Source organism: Paenibacillus cremeus, from assembly GCF_007786445.1.
In the GTDB taxonomy this organism is placed as follows: domain Bacteria; phylum Bacillota; class Bacilli; order Paenibacillales; family NBRC-103111; genus Paenibacillus_G; species Paenibacillus_G cremeus.
On sequence record NZ_VNJI01000008.1, the window covers coordinates 104,008 to 121,260 of the forward strand.

Consider the following 17,253-nt stretch of genomic DNA (forward strand, 5'->3'; position numbering starts at 1 on the left):
ACCGCTGCTAAGCGGCGGCATAGGCAGGCGCTGCGGATGGAACCGCTCGCCCACTGGGAGCCAAAGCCCTGAGGATCGGCTTGGATACCCATGAAATCGATGCAGCTACGGCCAGAATCGGCCCCCAGTGATGGAGGGCAATCGGCGCCGTGTGGAAAATCCGGGCAAGCGGAGGAACATACAGCACCGCCATTAGTGCAACCCATGAGATGCCCAGGGCACCTAGCAGGAATCGGTCCTTCCCCCAGTCGCGAACGGTTTCGTCCGTTCCTTCTTGTCTCCACGAGAACGTTTGAATCAGCTGGCCCGCTACCAAGGTGGCAAAAGCAATGCTTTGCGCCACTTGCACCGGCTGTCCCGCTGCCAGCGAAAACGCGAATAAACCTAGCGAGCCGACCCCAAGCAGCAGGCCTTTGGTGATGACCTTTTGGTACAGCTCCTTGTCCACGATGTCGATGCGTTCGGTTTGCTTCGTCTTGTTCCCCGGATTCACGGCAAGAATCATCGCCGGCAGCGCATCGGTGAGCAGATTCATCAGCAGAATTTGAATCGGCACGAGCGGAATCGGCATACCGGCAATCACAGCTGCGCTAGTCACCAGGATTTCGGCTAGATTCCCTGTCAATAGACAGCCCAGCGCCTTGCGGATATTGCTGATGATCGTCCGGCCTTCTTTGACTCCGTCCACAATGGAGCCGAAATGATCCTCCTTCAGAACCATGTCCGCAATTCCTTTGCTAACCTCTGTTCCTGTTCGACCCATCGCGATGCCGACATTCGCCTGCTTAATAGCTGGGGTATCGTTCACACCGTCGCCCGTCATGGTCACAATATGTCCTTTGCGCTGAAGCACCTTCACGATGCGAAGCTTATGATCCGGAGTCATTCTTGCGAATACCGTGATCCGCTCCACGATCTGATCGAGCTCTTCGTCCGTCATCCGCTCCAGCTCATGGCCGGACAGCACCGCGCTGGTGTCATCGCAAATGCGCAGCTGACGGGCGATCGCAATGGCCGTAATCGGGTGATCTCCCGTAATCATGACCGGCTTGACGCCCAGTGCCTTGGCTTCTAAGATGCTTTGCTCCACGCCGGTCTTTGGCGGATCAATCATCCCGGCCATGCCTACGAAGATCATGTCCCGTTCATCCAGGCCCATTTGTTCAACATTCTCCTCCGAAGAAAGCGGTCGATAAGCAAAGCCAAGCACCCGCAGCGCGTCCGCCGCAAGCGCATCGGTTTGCTTGGCGATATGAGCCCGGAGGTCATCGGTAAGAGGATAAACTTGTCCCTCTTTCTGGTACCGGCTGCTGTGGCGTAAAATCGCTTCGACGGAGCCTTTGGAGAACACATAGCATGCATTGCCGGACGCTGTGTCTCGGCACACTACGCTCATTTTCCCTTTCCCCGAATCGAAAGGCACTTCCGCCCCCCGATGCCACCCGGTCATTCGATCCGGATAGATGCCCCCCTTGTAAGCCATCACTTGCAGCGCTCCCTCCGTCGGGTCGCCTTGAATCGTCCATTGATTATCTTTCTGTTCTACTTTGCTGTTGTTGCATAACGAGCTAATCAGCAAAATTCGCTCGAGCTCCGGCTGGAACCCGGCGGCAGCTCCGGAGGCGCCCACAATTGCTCCGTCCGGGTCATACCCGTTACCGGTAACATGCCAGGCGTGGGTATTCGCTCGAATTTCCTTCACCGTCATCTCATTTTTGGTGAGCGTGCCCGTTTTGTCCGAGCAGATGATCGTCGTTCGACCCAAGGTCTCAAGAGCGGACAGCTTGCGGATCAGCGCGTTTTTCTTGGCCATCCGAAAAATGCCTGCACTAAGCGCAATCGTAATGGTGACCGGGAGCCCCTCAGGAATCGCGGAAGCCGCTAAGGTGATCGATGTCGTGATCATCTGAGTGAGGGGTACGCCGCGGATTAGCCCGGCTGCAAATACAATAATGCCAGCAATCAAGGCAAATTTCACAAACGTTTTGCTGATGGAGGTGACCTTATCCTGAAGCGGCGTAGTCGTTTTTCCTTTGGTCTTTAACAAGGCCGTCAAGTGGCCGATTTCCGTATTCATGCCTGTTTGTACGACTAGCCCTAGCGCCTTGCCTCGTGTTACATCCGTTCCCATATACAGCATATTGCTCCGTTCGGACAACGGGCAGTCGGATAAGACCGGCGCTTCCTGCTTGGGTACCGGTACCGATTCACCGGTCAGCGCTGATTCGTTGGTCTCCAGATTCCACGAGCGAATGAGCCTAATATCGGCAGGGACCCGGTCGCCCGGCTCCAGGATGACGACGTCTCCCGGTACGAGCTCCTCAGCCGAAAGAATGCTCTCCTTGCCATCGCGAATGACAAGGTTTTGGGGCGGTTGAAATTGAGTCAGGCTGTCGACGACCTTCTCCGCTTTCCGCTCCTGCATGGTACCGATCGCTGCGTTGGCCAGCAGCACGGCTCCCATGGCCAGTCCGTCGAATATTCCGCCGGTAAATAAAGCCAAGACGGAGGTTCCAAGCAGCACTAGCGTAGTGAATTCTTTAAACTGGCCCAAGTAAGCGACAAGCCACGGTTCGCTCTTCTTTTTTTCGAGCTCATTGAGCCCGAACCTGGAGCGAATCTCCGTCGCTTGAGCTGAGGTAAGCCCCTTGAGATGGTCTACCCCCAAATCCTGTGAAGCCCGTTCCCAAGGCATCCCATGCCAGGCAGCAGCCTCTGCGGCGCTCGCTACTTCCAGATGAGCTGCGGTCTTAGGCAGAGTGGAACGCGGAAAAGCGGCTTGAGCGATTCGTTGCGAACGGGACAGGAATAGAAGCGACATGGCGTCGGCGATCAGGTTGACGATCGGGGCGCTTAGCGTACCGAACGCGGCAAGCACCGAGCCTACCATATTCCATCGTTTAGTCAGCTGAAAATGCTCCTGCACGGTCGCCTCGATCTTCTTGGCCGAGCTTCGCGTCTTCAGCACCGTCTCTAGTCGATTAAAGGTAACGCTGGGGACACCAGCATCGAGCATGTAGCGGATGGATGAATCAGAGTCTGCGTCTGCGTCCGTCACCAGAAGAACATCCTCGCCTTGTTGGTGCCATACCGCAATGCGCTCGATCGCTTCACTTTCATGTAAATCAAGCCACGTTGTGTCCATCCCCAGCTGCTCGAGCTGGTGGTGACTTGCGGAGCCGCTATTATGAAGCACAGCCAGCTTAAACTGCTGGTTTCGCAATCGGGTAAGCAGCTCCGTCCGTTCTTTGTCCTCTTGCTGAGCATGACAAAGGATGCCTAAGCATTGCATGCCTTGGCTTGTTTCTTTGGCCACGAAGAGAACATCGTAGCCTTTGCTTTCCATTCGCTTGGCTTCCAGATAGTAGCTTTCAAACGGAACCGTATGGCTTCGGCTATAGGCCAGATTGCCGATATGGTAGGTGGTCGTATGGATCGTGCCTTGGATCCCGCCAGGCTGCTCTTCCATATGAAAGGCCCTTCGCATGGTCCGGCACGATTGCTTCGCCTTGGCCACGATGGCATCCTTCCAAGGATGAGAGCTTTTTTCCACAAGGGAGGCGGCGATGCAAATGACTTTATCCGGATCGTCCTCATGAGACACACATTCCAATTCCTGCAAGTCGGAACGAACGAAGGCTGACGTATCGTGCAATAAAATGGTCTTGGTTCGCACCAGCTGTGAAAGCGAGCCTTGGCTTGGCAGGTCTGCTTGCGCCGCTCGGGTCGTTAACTCGGCCTGCTGCCAAGCCGTTCGGCCTGGCAACGTCGCTGGGCGTGGATTCGCTGCCAGCAGCACCGCAATACCCCGCAGCGGATCACGCGTGATTAAGCTGGTGGCACCAGCGGCAAAAAGCCCCCATTTGGCGGCTTTTTCACTGTAATTCACGATTTCTGCTGGCAGTGCTTCGGCAGCGGAATCGGTTAAGTGCGCCTGACTTCGTTTCCAGTTGACATATTGCAAGATGCTGATTGCACCTAAGACCACTAGATTTTCGCGAACAAACGCCAGACCTAGAGCGGCTGCGCCTAGGAACAAATCGGGATTCAGCTTGTTTTCGGTTGTCATCCGCCCAAAGCCGCGGCGAAAAAACGGGTAGCCGGTAACGACGGAGACCAGTCCGGACAAGTAGAAGGGAGCCGGGCTTCGCGCTAGCGCCGATCGGCCGAAAATCAGCTGCTTTACGCCGAGTACGACGAGTCCTCCCATGGCGACGGCCAGCGGAAGAGGGACTCGTGGCGGCGAGGCCGAACGCGGCGTGACACCCTTCGGAATTTCGCGCAAAGACACGGGCAAATCCGTTAGAGGAGCACTGGTCACTGGCTCGGTCTGCCTGAGCTTGCCGCGATCCTCGGCAGCCTCCTCTACAGCGACCGCGGCTTCCATAATCGCGCTGTCCCCCTCCAGAGCGTGAACGATTGCTGGAGGTAAATCATTCGAGCTTGTCCTCAGTTCGTCCGTTCCCACCGGACTTGTTGACGTTTGCTGCTGCTCCAGCTGCTCTAGCTGCAGCAAAATGGCACGGCTCGAGACGATGGTCTCGTCGAAGACAATTAGGATTCGGCCGGTTGTGGAGCAGGGCTCGGCTTTGGTAACCCCCTTCATGCTTGAGAAAGCTTGGATCAGCACCTGCGCCGTCTGCTTGCTATGAAGCAACCCGATAAATTCAATGCGGATTCTTCCGGGGAGCATCCGGATGTACCTATCCCTATACTGTAAATCTGTCATAGTAAAAATCTCCTCAACCCAATAATGTCTTCAAATGGTGATATCCTGATATTGTGGTTAGTTTGCCAAATTTTATGCGCTCAAAGGCGTTGGAATTTTTTATGTATAGCAGGAAAACTTTTGTGAAATGATAACCAAAATGTAAATGAATTGTAAATATAAATCGTTGCTGCTGAGGAGAGGAAGCTTATGTTGAAATCACGAGCAGGTTATTTGTTAGGTGCAGCGGCCCTCATGCTGCTGCTCTCGCCGACCGTTAGAAAAGCCGTTCGCAGCTGGGCTGTGAAAGGTGTAGGGGCTGCCCTGGATGTGACGGATCAGGTCAAAGGATTCGGTGACAGCATCCGTTCATCTGCGAATACTAATGAGATGGAAATGGAAAAAGGTAACAGAATGGTTTGACGTTATGTAAGGTTTTATCGGGCACAATGTTCATAAGATCCGGAAGGATCCCACAATCATCATTTCGAGGAGGAAATAATATGTTTCAAGGCGGATCACTTTGGGCGGGGCTTATCCGAGGTTCCATGTTACAAGCGGAGGACACCAAGAACTTGCAAAAAGGGCAGATGAATAAAACCGATTATGCTGTAGAAACGACAGGGAATGTGACGGGGGCAATCGGAGTCATGGCCGGCGTGGAATATGGAGCCGTGCTCGGGACAACCTTCATGCCGGGTGTAGGTACGGTCATCGGAGCTGTCGCCGGCGGTATACTTGGAGATAAGCTCGGACGTACGGTCGGCCATCAGGTAGGGTCTACCGTCTTCCACAGCCAGCTGGGGAATAAGCTACTAAAGCCGGCGGTAGTGGATCCCGTAACCGATGTGATCAGTTAACAAAAAGGTGGGGGCGCGCCAGGGGCGTGCCCCCACCTTTTCTTTTTGAAACGGGATTGAACCCTGCGATTTTTGTCTAAACTAGCTAGCACGACTTTTTTTAGACAGGGTGAGATGTGATCGATGTCAGATAATCCGGTACAAGGGCTTCTTCAAACCGCACTAAGCGGTCTAAATGGCATGATGGATGTGAACTCTATCGTCGGCAAGCCCATTGAAACATCGGATGGGACCACCATCATTCCGATTAGCAAAGTATCCTATGGCTATTTTACCGGAGGAAGTGAGTTTGGCAGCTCATCGAGTACGCATATGCCTTTTGGAGGCGGAATAGGCGGCGGCGCAACGATCACACCTACCGCCTTTCTTGTTATCGGTCCGTCTGGGGCGCAGCTTCTGCCGCTTGATATGCCGAAGGATTCGCTCAGTCGGATCATCGAGCTGACTCCGCAATTGTTAGTCAGTGTGAGGGAATGGTTTGATAACGGTGCTTCTTCCAGGCCGCAATGAACTCTTGGGTTTCAAACTGACTGCGGATGGGTGACGCCCCGCCGTTTTCACGGACGTATCGTCCGCTGGGAAGCATGATTCTTGATTTGACACGATCGCTTAGCACCAGTTGGAGGCTTTGGATAACCAGGTCCTTTAAGCTTTGATCCAGAACCGGACAGATTAATTCAATTCGTCTTTCCAAGTTTCGACTCATCCAGTCCGCACTCGATAACCATACCTCCGGGTCACCCGCATTTTCAAAATAAAAAATACGTGAATGCTCCAAGTACCGATCAATAATACTGCGGACGGTAATATTCTCGCTTATGCCCGGAATGCCTGGCCGCAGCACACAGATTCCCCTTACTATAAGATCGATTTTTATTCCGGCCTGAGATGCCGCATAGAGCTGATCGACCATCTCACGATTGGAGAGCGAGTTCATCTTGGCAATAATCCTAGCAGGCTTGCCCTCCTGGCAGTGCTTCATTTCACGCTGAATTTTGGTGATGAGCGTTTGTTTCAAATCGGTGGGTGCTGCCGAAATATAGTTCCAGTCCCGAGCCGTAGAGAATCCCGTCATTTCATTAAAAAGCACAGCAATATCTTCACCGATTTTTGCGTTGGATGTAAACAAGCCGATGTCCGTAAATAAACGGGCCGTATGCTCGTTGTAATTGCCGGTGGAAATATGCACATATCTTTGCAGCGTCCCGGACTCTTCACGAACAACCATAATTAGTTTGGCGTGCGTTTTCAGCCCGACTAAGCCATAGACGATATGACAGCCTGCTCTCTCCAGCTTTCGAGCCCAAGCGATGTTTCGTTCTTCATCAAATCGCGCCTTGATTTCAACCAGAACCGTCACTTGCTTGCCGAGCTCGGCTGCACGTTCAAGTGCATGAACGAGAGGAGAGTCGCCGCTGACTCGGTAGAGGGTCATTTTAATCGCTAGAACGCTCGGGTCGATGGCCGCTTGCTGTAAGAAATCAGGAACGACTTCAAATGATTCATAGGGGTGAAAAGCTAACATATCTCTTTGTTTCAGCATAGCAAAAATATCCGACCTGTCCATATCCATTGGATAAATCGGCTCCACACGGGGATATCGCAGCTGATACATCCCTGGGATCATTTCTGGCAGCTTCATTAAGTAGCTTAAATCAAGCGGGCCGCCGATCTCATACACGATATCGCACAGCTCCAGCTCCTCGCGAAGCGCCTTTAGGGCGAATGGATGAAAGTCCTTCTCGATCTCCAATCTCACCGGATTCCCCCATTGACGTCTTCGAATTTCCTTCTGCATTTCCTCCACCAGATCTTCCGCTTCTTCTTCCTCTAAAATAAAATCGGCATTTCTGGTGATACGAAAGCAGTGAACCCCTATGAGGGTATACCCGAAAAATAACGTGTCGATCTGATCCTTAATCAAATCCTCCAGCAAAATAAATTCTTGGCTGTTCTTGCTATTCGAAGGTACCGGAATGATCCGGGGAAGATTGGCCGGAACCTGAAGAAAGGCCAGGTCTGGTTCGTCGTCTTCCTCGGTCGCAATTCCCTCCTGCCGGAGCACGACGGATAAATACAGACCTTTGCTGCGGAACAGCGGAAACGGTCTGCTTTGATCGATGGCCATCGGGGTAAGGACGGGAAACACCTTATTGGTGTAATAGCTCTGCAATTCCTTTTTTTGCATGTGATCCAGCTCATCCATAGCTTTACATTGGATCCCGTGCTGTTTGAGCTCATGAAATACGGTATGGAAGGTACGGTATTGAAGCTCGACTAATGTTTTCGCCCGTCGGGTGATTCGTTTCAGCAACCCTTCAGGTGTATACCCAGCAAAATCCTTTTGAAACACCTTGCTGTTGATCTGGTCAATGACTCTGGGCACCCGGATACTCATAAACTCATCGAGATTGGTGGCAACGATGGATAAAAATTTAACTCGCTCGAGCAAGGGGGTGTTTTCATCCATAGCTTCCTCCAGCACCCGGTGGTTAAATTTAAGCCAGCTTAAATCCCGGTTGGAATAGATCATTTGGAATATTTCTTGAGTAGGCTATAGCAATCTCGAACTAACCCATATATGGCTCCGCAGCGGATTTTTACGGTTTCGACGGGTTTTTCGGTTTCGTTTAACATGGGCGTTTCACCTCTAGGAATGACTTAGTACCATCGTTTTTTACATATTTCCCCTAGGCCTGTGAATTTAGTCATCAATTTGTTAAGAAATGATAAAGAAATGGCTTTAGGTGGGTGGTTTCCTAAAGAGAACTTAACAATTTCATTACAAGTAGTTGACCCAGATTTAATAGTTAGATGATAGATTTGGTAGGCACCATACATCAACGATTGATTCTGAGGAACCAGAACCAGAAGCAGAAACAGAAAAGGAGGACTTACATGGCGGTTTGGCGATGGCGTTTCTTTCTTTCAATTTTCATGGCGCTGCTAGTGCATCTGTCATTTGAGCATCGAGCGGATGCTCATGCCTACAGCGCAAGCTATACAACGTTGGATTTGTACAAATCCAAAACCGAGTTGACGTACGCGCTTGATGAGTTATCGGTCATTGAACTCGTGGGGGGTGACACGAATCATGACGGCATGCTCGATTCAGGGGAATTTGCTGCGGTGGATCAGAAGCTGCTGGCGGTTCTGCAGAGCAGCCTCGCTTTGAAAATCAACGGAGAAAGCGCGGCGTGGCCCCCAATTGAGAGTCTCATTATGGACCGCAAAGGAGATGCGACGAAGGCAATTCTGAAAGCCTCCTTCACTGCGGTATCGGCGTCCCAGCCGATCCTGCTGTCCGATCAATTGTATGTGAAGGACGCAGCGACCAATTACGTGAACCTGCTGACGATTCATTACGGAGCTCAGAAAAGCACAGCGGCCCTCTCCGGCGGCAACCGAACCTGGGCGCTTCAATTGACGGAGAAGGATTATGCCGGATTGCAGTCGAGTGATGACGTGCCTAAGCAAACGGCAGAACCGGAGGCGGACGAGCCCCAGCAGCATCCGCAGCCTGCAGAGGCCGATTCATCGGAGGCGACGGGAGGCTGGCTGTCTTTTTTCGTGCTTGGGATGAACCATATTTTATCGGGCTACGACCACCTATTGTTCTTATTTTCCTTGCTCATCGCAAGGCAGACGTTCAAGCAGTATGCAGGGACAATCACTGCATTTACGATCGCGCATAGCATTACCTTGGCCTTGACGGTCACCGGTGTGATCCATGTCTCCTCCCGTATTGTAGAGCCGGCCATTGCTTTGAGCATTTGTTATGTGGCTTTGGACAATTTGATTCGCAAGAAAGTCAGCCACCGGTGGGTGTTGACCTTCATCTTCGGGCTGATCCATGGGATGGGCTTTGCGGACATTCTGATGGAAATGAATATTCCGAAGAGTGAATTGGCGGTGGATCTGATCAGCTTCAATGTCGGCATTGAAACCGTTCAGGTGATCCTCGTTGCCCTAGTGCTGCCCGCGCTGGCACTTCTGTATCGCTGGAAGCACTCCAAACAGGTGGCTTTTGCCGGCTCTGCTGCAGCGCTCATTTTAGGCGGACTGTGGCTTATCGAGCGGGTGTTGTAATTATTTTATTTTTATTTTAGGAGGCGATTTCGCAGGTATGTACGGTTTGATGCGAAAGTATTTGAGAAGGTACAAGAAGTGGGCTAACTTGGCGATGGCGGTCATGTTGCTAACGTCGGTGGTACTGCCGAATGTACTTCTGCAGACAGCGAATGCGGCTGCAGAGACTGTAGCCAATTGGAGCTTTACAGCGGCGAATACGGCTTTAGTCACAAAGGCCTCTGGCGGGAATGCTGCGAACTCAGGCAATGCCGAGCTAACTCTAAGTAACGGTAGAACGCCTACTTACTCGACAACAGGGAACACCATTTACAAAGATGGATGGGCTTCGCCTACAGGAGGGTACTGGCAGGCAAAGCTTAGTACAGAGGGATATACCGGGTTGACGCTTTCTTCCAAGCAATACGGAACGAACGGCGGTCCAAGAGATTTTAAGTTGCAGTACAGTATTGATGGCACTAATTTTGTTGATTTTTCCACTGAGTATCAGCTTACAACCAGTATTGTACAAAAAGATATTGCTTTGCCGGCCCAAGCGGAGAACCAGCCTACACTTTATATCCGTTGGCTGAATACATCCAATGCATCGATTAGCTCAACTAATGCTGGGACTAACGGGACAGGGACAATTACCCAATCGAGCGGGAACAGTCGAATCGCCGATATCTTGGTTTCAGGTACTCCAACTTCCGGCTCCGTAACCCCTGTGCCAGTAACGGGTGTAAGTCTGAACACAAACACCGTCAACCTGACCGTGCTTGGCGCTTCATATGGGCTGACGGCAACAGTTGCTCCAGCCATTGCAACGAATAAAACCGTGACCTGGGCATCTAATGACACGACCGTGGCGACAGTAACCTATGGTACTGTAACCGCAGTAGGTGTTGGTACGGCGACGATTACCGCAACGACAGAAGATGGAAATAAGCAGGCTGCAGCAACGGTCAATGTAACTAACAATCCAGTAAGTGCAACCGGTGTAACGCTGGATAAGTCCACCTTGCCGTTAACGGTGGGTGGAACAGGTCAGCTGACGGCCACCGTACAGCCGACAACGGCAACGAATAAAACCGTCACCTGGAGCTCGGACCACACGGATGTGGCGACCGTCAATACAAGCGGCAAAGTGACCGCGGTTGGCACAGGTACAGCAACGATTACCGTCACAACGGCCGATGGAAGCTACACGGCTTCCGCCACGGTCAATGTTACAAATGCAGCAACGTATAAGCCAGGAGATGTCGTTTTCAGCCAGCTGTATATCAATGGCGGGAACTCCGGCGCATTTTATAAAACGAAGTTTTTCGAGCTGTACAATACAACGAATCAGGATATCGATTTCGGCGGTCAATGGAACATCTTCTACGCTTCGGCCACCGGTAGCTTTAATGCGGGGCAAGTACCGCTTTCTGGCGTCATTAAGGCGCACGGATATTTTCTGGTGAAGGGTTCTACAAGCACCAACGGTGCGGATCTGCCGGTAACGGAAGATGCATCGACCTCGATCAATCCGAGCGGCTCTACCGGAGGCGTGCTGGCTCTCGCGAGCACTCCAACAGGCTTAACCGGCCAGGACGACCCGAAAGCCATCGATATGGTTGCTTACGGCAACGGAACGAACACCAATTTTACTTTGAAAACCGATCATTGGGGTGCTCCATTCTACAATTCCAGCGTTGGAGGCGGGACAATCCTGCGGAAGACGGATGCGGGCTCCGATCCAAGAGCGGCGTACGGCATCGGCAACGGCTTTTTCACGAAAAATCCATCGAATGATTTCGTATTGAACGCTCCGGCAAGCACAAGCAGCCCGGTGGAGATTCAAATTCGCACTTCGAAATCGATGATTTCCCCTGATTCAGCCAAGCTCAGCTTCACGAGTGCAGGCGGGAACGTAGTGGGCACGGCCGGTGCTGTCCCTGGTTCGTCTACGGTAAAAGCTTATGTGGAAACCAGCAGAACCGTTACGCCGGTTGGGCAAGCAACTGCGGCAGCTGCAAACGGCTCGTTTACACTTAGCTTTACGAATACGAATAACAACCAATCGGTTTATGTGACCTACACTTCCGCATCGAAAGAAAGTGTCTACACCCGCGTGGATGCTGCTCCGAGCTCCTCGACGCCGGTGTCGATCGGTCAGCTTCGTACGAATGATGCGAACGGACTGCTTTTGAACATCGGATACACGGCAACGATCGAGGGTGTAGTAACATCCGCTAACAAAGCGCTTGGCACCGAGAAAACCAACTTCTACGTGCAAGATGCTACAGGCGGACTGGATGTTATCAGCGGACAAGACCCTTCAATCTCCATCTTGGTCGGACATAAAGTGAAGGTAACAGGCAAGCTGATCTTCACGGCCGGTACAGCGCAGCTGGTAGCCACCTCTACGATTTTAGACGAAGGTGCAGATACAGTTCCGGCTGCAGCTCCAATCACGCTGGATGCCCTGGGCGCCTATGCAACAGCGGAGCCGCTGGAAGGGAAATTAGTTACGGTAAAAGCTAAAGTATCGACTGTCCCTGCGTCCGGCCCGGACTATGATGTGACAGTGATCGATGATGCGAACCATACGGCGGTCGTGCGGATCTTGGGATCCACAGGCATCGACGTAGCCGGAGGCGCGATCACTCAAGGCGAAACCTACACCTTTACAGGCGTGGTTGCGCAATCCAAGAAAAGCTCGCCCTTCAACGCGGGATACTTGCTGCTCCCTAGAAGCGCTTCGGATGTCAAAGGGGAATTGCAGCTCAGCCATACACCATTGCTCAAAGCATACACCGGCATCGATGTCAGCTTTAAAGCAACGGCCAAATTTGCGGACAGCGTGAAGATTTGGTACAAAGGTCAATCGGATGCCAACTATTCGTCGGTTACGATGGCTTCGGCGGACGGCTTGAATTACAACGGCGCCATTCCGCAAGCGAGCATGCCGACCGGCAAGCTGCTGTATTACATCGAAGCCATGCAAGGCAGCACGACCAAAACGGTCGGTGAAGCAGCACAGCCGATCACCATCGATGTAGTGCCGGATACGGACGGTCCGGATTTGTTCAACATGCAGCCGGCGGATCACGATGAGATTGAATCGGCCCACCCGGTCATTACGGCCAACTGGGAAGATCCGAACGGGGTTAATACCTCATCGGTCAGCATCAAGATTAACAGCATCGACTATACCTCCAAGGCGGTCATTTCGGAAACCGGAATGAATCTGACCATTGCGGATCCGGATAGTCTGGCTGTAGGAATCTATACGGTAGAAGTTTCCGCTAAGGATAAGCTGAATAATCTTTCGACGCATACCTGGTCCTTCAAAGTACTGCCGAGATTTTCCGGTGGTAATCACTACTACGGGACGACGCATAACCATACGAACATCTCCCATGATGCCGACGGTTCGCCGGAAGACGCACTGAAGGCAGCGGAGTACCATGATTACGATTGGTTCGCGTTCTCTGACCATTCGCACGATATTGACGCAAGCCTTGCCGGCACGGACACGGTGGATCATAACGGCATGCCTGAGCGGACCGGCGGTTCGGACTGGCAGCTGACGAAAAACCTGGCGGCACAATACACGAAAAATGGAAGCTTTGTTGTTTTCCCTGCCTTCGAAATGACTTCGACGACTTGGGGACACTCCAACGTATTTGGAACAACGAACTTTATCGATCGTGTACAAAGCGGGGGCAAGTACCAGAACCTGCAAAACTATTACGGCTGGGTGCTGACTTACGATAATGTGGTGGCTCAATTCAACCATCCGGCGATGTCGGCCAATGCGTTTGACAACTTTATTCCGTACGACAAGAACGTAGACAAGCTCTTCACCATGCTTGAAGTAGGTAACGGCTCAGGGAAATACTCTTATGCGAACGCAGAGAGCAAGTTCTTTAGTGCACTGGACTTGGGCTGGCACGTAGCGCCGACCTACGGTGAAGACAACCATGATGCGACTTGGGGACAAACGAAGCAGCGGACCGTTATTGTAGCTGATAATTTGTCGCAAGATTCGCTGATTGATGCGATGCGCAAAATGCACGTTTACATGACCGAAGATCCGAATGCGAAGCTGGATGTACTAGCCAGCGGCTGGTATATGGGTTCGACGACGGACACGAAAAATCTGCAGTTCAGCATTACGGGCAGCGACTCCGTTCTGGAAAGCAAGTCCGATCCGAAATACAGCTATTTGAAAACCGTTTCGAACGACAATATCGCCAAAATCGAGCTGATCACCAACGGCGGCCGCGTGATCCAATCGTATGTGCCGACGACAGACACCACTTCCTTTAACTGGTCCCCAACCGTCAACGTCATAGGTGGTCAGCAATGGTTCGTGGTTCGTGTGACGCAAAAAGACGGCGACCGCATTTACTCCTCCCCGATCTGGTCTCCTGAAGACCCGGTAGCGGTGAATGTGAACAATGTAACTGTGGTAGAGGGTGCGGTTGTAAGCGGGGTTGCCGCTACGCTGGAAGCGGGCGTAACCAACCTTGGAACAACGGATGTAACGGATATCACAGCGAAATTCTACATCGATACTGTCGATGCCGGACACATGATTGGAGACGCCGCGATTCCGTCGCTCCTATCCAGCAAATCTGCGATAGTGCGTGTCAGCTGGCCGAATCCGGTGGCAGGTGAGCACAAAATTATTGTGATTTTGTCCTCAACGGATAAAGATTTGGGAGATAACAATTACGAGCAAGCCTTGTCCGTCAAAGCCCCGCTCGGCAAAACCATTCTGATTGATACATCCAAGCAGAATGAAAATACGTCGACCGACAGCGGAGGCTATCCAAACAATCTGAAGACCTTTACGGTCATGATGAAACAGCAGGGCTATACTGTCACGGAAAATACGTACACGATCACGGACACCGTGTTAAACCAGGCTTCCGTGCTGTATATTACCCATCCGGCTGTCGCTTACAGCGCTGCCGAAATTACAGCGATCAATAACTTTGTGGCCAAGGGCGGATCCTTATTGCTTGCCGAGCGCAGCAACAAGGACGGCAGTAATCAATCCTTGAATGCGGTCCTATCGGGTATTGGATCCAGTATCCTTGTCAATAATGACGGACTCTACGATGAGTCGGTAAACGGCAACTTCTTCGGAGACCGGACGACGTACAACTATGCGGTAAAAGCGCATCCGACGCCGGTAAGCAACGGCTTGACGGATTTTGTGCCGACGATCGAGTCCTTCGGACCGGCCAGCTTGGCCAAAAATGACGGAGCGGGCAACAAAGTTCCACTGACGGACACTGATAAAGTCTCGATCCTGGTGCGAGGCAACGAGACCACGTTCCAGAATAGTCCGAACATCAAGTCGGATTCCGTGAGCTATAACGTTCAGACGTCCAATGCGCCTGGGAAACCGACATTGGATAATGTCACCGGGGGCTCGGTCATCCCGATGGTGGCGTCCGAGACGCTGAATACGAACGGCGGACGAGTGATCGTGACCGGCATGAACATCTTCCATGATAAAGAGATGGATCAGACCTACAATGCCAAAGGGAATGTGCCATTCGCGCTCAATGCCGTGAACTGGCTGGCTCATCTGGAGCCGAAGGTCGTTAGCATCGCGGACGCGCGGAAATTGCCGGAAGGTACGAATGTCGTTGTGCAGGGTAAAGTTACGACTGCAGCAGGCATATTCTATGACGCGGCTTACCTGCAAGACGAAACTGGCGGTATCATGGCCTTTAGTGAAGTACCGGAAGGTTCACTGAAGCTTGGAGACACCATTCGAGTGTACGGCCATATCGGCACATTCGAGAATGATAAAGAATTGATGTTTGACAAGTTCGTTAACAGCGTTGTGAAGCTCAGCTCGGGCACAGCGGTCGAACCGAAGCTGCTTCCAACGGGCGCGGTGACTTCCGATACGTATCAGGGACAGCTGGTCCAAGTGAAAGGGAAGGTCGTTTCGCTGCCGGATGCCAATTCCATCGTGGTCAATGACGGCTCCGGCGATGTGCTGGTCTTTATTGACGGCTACATTGTCAATGAAAGCGGAGTGCCGATTCCTCAGCTGCACATCGGGGATACGCTTCAAGCGACCGGGATGAGCGGTAAATATTCGCAAGGCGACCGAATCCGTGTCCGCGATACTAGAGAGCTGGTAAAGCTTGATGGCTCCTCGGTACCGGTAACGGGAGTAACATTGAACACGAACGCATTCGTAATGACGGTTGGTTCGTCCGTATATAGCTTGACGGCAACGATTCAACCTACGGATGCAACGAATCAAGCTGTTACATGGACATCCAGCAATCCGTCGGTTGCGACGGTAGATGCCGGTCATGTGACGGCGCTTGCTGCGGGTACTAGTACGATTACAGTAATTACAGACGATGGACATTTCACGGCGTCTGCAACGGTAACCGTAACGACTCCATCTAACGGAGGCTCAAGCAGCTCCAGCAGCAGCAGCGGCTCGGCTCCAGCAGGTAGCACCGACAGCAAGACAGTTACCGTATCGGCAGATAGTCTCACCAGCAGCGGTAGCGGTAAAGCTACAGTATCGGTACCGGCCGAGGCGAGCGAAGTGAAGCTGCCTTCGAATACGGCGGATCTGATCAAGCAAGGCAATCTGGAAATCAAGTCGGATAAGCTCACAATGAGCATTCCATCCGAGCTGATGAAGCAGCTGACCAGCGGACTCTCGGCTGACGCGCTGCAAGGCAGCAGCATTTCAGTCCAGTTCCATGCGTTAAGCGATGCCGAGACCAGCGCAGCCCTGAGCTCCAGCAAGCACGCTGGGAATGAAGCAGTTAAGCTTGCTGGTGAAGTATACGAGTTCAAGCTGTCGATTACGACGGCGGATGGCAAAACGACCACGTTGTCCAAATTCGACAAGCCGATGGTGCTTACGCTGAAGGCTTCCAGCACGGTGAATCCGAAGCTCACGGGCATTTACTACATCTCGGATGAGGGCAAGCTGGAGTACGTCGGAGGCAAATTCAATAGCGACGGCACGGTCAGTGCAGAAATCAAACACTTTAGTAAGTATGCGGTTCTGGAAGTGAACAAAACGTTTGCAGACGTTCCAGCCGGCCATTGGGCGACAGACGTCATCAAAGAGCTGGCCGCTAAGCAAATCGTAAATGGCATTAGCGACACAGCCTTTGCTCCGGAGCGCAGTGTGACGCGCGCCGAGTTTACAACGCTGCTGGTGAACGCGCTGAAATTGACGGCATCGGCCAAAGGCGACGTAAGCTTTAGCGACGTGTCCGCAAGCGATTGGTATGCCGGTGCAGTGGCTGCCGCAGTGAAGGCAGGCCTCGTGCAAGGCAAGAGCGCGACCACATTCGACTCGAACGCGCAAATTACACGCGAAGAAATGGTTACCATGCTGATGCGAGCGTATGAATACAGGAATGGAAAAGCAAACGCAGCAGTCGGTTCGACGTTCAAGGATGAAGCGCAAATTTCCCCTTGGGCAGCCGCCTTTGTGAAAGAAGCTGCAGCGCTGAAATTGATTCAAGGCCGCTCGGCAGAGCAATTCGAACCCAACGGGATTACGACACGGGCGGAAGCGGCGCAAGTGATCTACAATTTGCTGAAATAACATTTTAACGC

7 protein-coding genes are annotated in these 17,253 nt (G+C 52.3%); 5 read left to right on the forward strand and 2 right to left on the reverse strand.

Annotated features, from left to right (window positions below):
- Positions 1-7: 7 nt before the first annotated feature.
- Entirely contained in the window at positions 8-4,729 is a 4,722-nt protein-coding gene (locus FPZ49_RS08490; protein ID WP_144845512.1) for an HAD-IC family P-type ATPase, read from the reverse strand.
- Positions 4,730-4,918: 189 nt separating this feature from the next.
- On the opposite strand from FPZ49_RS08490, the gene FPZ49_RS08495 reads away from it, so the two are divergent.
- From FPZ49_RS08495 to ytfJ, 3 genes are all read left to right on the forward strand, one after another.
- Positions 4,919-5,131, forward strand: a complete 213-nt coding sequence (locus FPZ49_RS08495; RefSeq protein WP_144845514.1) for a hypothetical protein — start codon at positions 4,919-4,921, stop codon at positions 5,129-5,131.
- 80 nt (positions 5,132-5,211) lie between these two features.
- Positions 5,212-5,568 carry a hypothetical protein gene (locus tag FPZ49_RS08500; protein ID WP_144845516.1) on the forward strand — a complete coding sequence of 119 codons (357 nt, stop codon included), beginning with the start codon at positions 5,212-5,214 and terminating at the stop codon, positions 5,566-5,568.
- 123 nt (positions 5,569-5,691) lie between these two features.
- Positions 5,692-6,078 carry a GerW family sporulation protein gene (ytfJ, locus tag FPZ49_RS08505; protein WP_144845518.1) on the forward strand — a complete coding sequence of 129 codons (387 nt, stop codon included), beginning with the start codon at positions 5,692-5,694 and terminating at the stop codon, positions 6,076-6,078.
- Here ytfJ and ppk1 read toward each other — a convergent pair.
- On the reverse strand, positions 6,029-8,101 hold the full coding sequence (gene ppk1, locus FPZ49_RS08510) for a polyphosphate kinase 1 (protein WP_144845520.1): 2,073 nt from the start codon (positions 8,099-8,101) through the stop codon (positions 6,029-6,031). The genes ytfJ and ppk1 overlap by 50 nt on opposite strands.
- A gap of 365 nt (positions 8,102-8,466) precedes the next feature.
- On the opposite strand from ppk1, the gene FPZ49_RS08515 reads away from it, so the two are divergent.
- Together FPZ49_RS08515 and FPZ49_RS08520 are read left to right on the forward strand one after the other, a co-directional pair.
- Positions 8,467-9,657, forward strand: a complete 1,191-nt coding sequence (locus FPZ49_RS08515; protein WP_222429888.1) for a HupE/UreJ family protein — start codon at positions 8,467-8,469, stop codon at positions 9,655-9,657.
- 37 nt (positions 9,658-9,694) lie between these two features.
- On the forward strand, positions 9,695-17,242 hold the full coding sequence (locus tag FPZ49_RS08520; RefSeq protein ID WP_144845524.1) for a DUF4350 domain-containing protein: 7,548 nt from the start codon (positions 9,695-9,697) through the stop codon (positions 17,240-17,242).
- Positions 17,243-17,253: the final 11 nt, after the last annotated feature.

What these genes read in the sequence shown, in the direction of transcription:
- FPZ49_RS08490 (WP_144845512.1), bottom strand. Translation starts at nt 4,729, where the DNA reads ATGACAGATTTACAGTATAGGGATAGGTACATCCGGATGCTCCCCGGA.
- FPZ49_RS08495 (WP_144845514.1), top strand. Translation starts at nt 4,919, where the DNA reads ATGTTGAAATCACGAGCAGGTTATTTGTTAGGTGCAGCGGCCCTCATG.
- FPZ49_RS08500 (WP_144845516.1), top strand. Translation starts at nt 5,212, where the DNA reads ATGTTTCAAGGCGGATCACTTTGGGCGGGGCTTATCCGAGGTTCCATG.
- ytfJ (WP_144845518.1), top strand. Translation starts at nt 5,692, where the DNA reads ATGTCAGATAATCCGGTACAAGGGCTTCTTCAAACCGCACTAAGCGGT.
- ppk1 (WP_144845520.1), bottom strand. Translation starts at nt 8,101, where the DNA reads ATGATCTATTCCAACCGGGATTTAAGCTGGCTTAAATTTAACCACCGG.
- FPZ49_RS08515 (WP_222429888.1), top strand. Translation starts at nt 8,467, where the DNA reads ATGGCGGTTTGGCGATGGCGTTTCTTTCTTTCAATTTTCATGGCGCTG.
- FPZ49_RS08520 (WP_144845524.1), top strand. Translation starts at nt 9,695, where the DNA reads ATGTACGGTTTGATGCGAAAGTATTTGAGAAGGTACAAGAAGTGGGCT.